This window comes from Shewanella sp. 11B5 (assembly GCF_002836795.1).
GTDB lineage: Bacteria > Pseudomonadota > Gammaproteobacteria > Enterobacterales > Shewanellaceae > Shewanella > Shewanella frigidimarina.
In genome coordinates this window covers 1-1187 of the sequence record NZ_PJAP01000144.1, presented here as the reverse complement: position 1 = coordinate 1187, position 1187 = coordinate 1, and the positions used below count along the sequence as shown (strand labels likewise).

Below are 1187 nucleotides of genomic sequence, written 5' to 3'. Positions count from 1 at the left end.
CATCGACTTCTATCGCTTGAGTTAAATCGCCTTCAGCGCTGGCAAGGTTTTCAACGCGAGCTTGGATCATATTAAGCGGTGCAATAATGCTACGAATAACCAAACTGATAATAAGCACCGCAATAATCGTAACAATAATACCGATGGTTAATAGCAAGCTGCCCAGAGACATCGCCATGTCATTCATGGCGGTATTCATATTATCAACCGCCATAAACGCTTGGGTTTTCGGCACTTCAATAATCAAGGACCAAGTGGCATCAGCAATAGGGATATTAATTGGATATGCCACAGCAATACTGGTCGGTTCATTCACAAACCCCGAAGAACTGTCTAAAGCTAACAATTTTTTGGCTAACTCTGGCCCTACAGATTCGCTAAAAGGTCGCGCAAATTTTTTATAATGGCTAGCTGCCACCACAAAACCTTTCTGGCTCACCAAGGTAACCTTAGCTTGCCCACCATATAAACTTTTAGATAATTGCATGATCATGGTTTGGAATATCGGCAAGTTAATATCAACGCCAACTAAACCTTTAAATTGATTGTCGACGATAACGGGCACGGTTAACGAAGTCATTAATGCGGTATTACCAGGAGTGATCTCGTACAAATACGGTTCCATTAAGCACGACTTTTTACTGTCTTTGGCACACAAATACCACTCGGCCTCACGCACTCCAAACTCATCTAAATCAGCAATGTATTTTTCTTCTGCATCATCAACTTGTACTTGTTCAACTGAGCCATCATCATTACGGGTATGATATATTTCTAATGTGCCCACATTCGGCACACTGTGGCTGTCACCTTGAAGATAATTATCATCGAGACCATCATAGCCGTTGGGTTCAAATTGGACGTATATTGCAGACACTTGACTGTTTTTTTGTATAACCGCCGCCGATGACACTTCTACCTCATCACGATTTAACGGCTTTTTTCGTGAAGTTTGCTCCAACAAGCCTGCAAATAAATATGGAATTCTATACGCTTCATTAATAAACCCTGCAACACGTTCACCATATTCACCCGCTCTTGCTGAAAGTTTATCGTTAATTTCTTGTTTTAGTGCGACTTCGATTTCTGTTGCTAAAGTGGCGTTTTTATCTTTTAAACTACCCCATAAACTTAAAGACAGTGTAATCACTGTAACAATAAACAAACTCGAAGTGATCCATAACAAC

1 pseudogene is annotated in these 1187 nt (G+C 40.6%); it reads right to left on the bottom strand.

Features of this window, described 5'->3' with window-relative positions:
• Positions 1-1186: pseudogene (locus tag CXF78_RS01205) on the bottom strand (methyl-accepting chemotaxis protein); the annotation flags it as partial.
• Position 1187 lies beyond the last annotated feature (1 nt).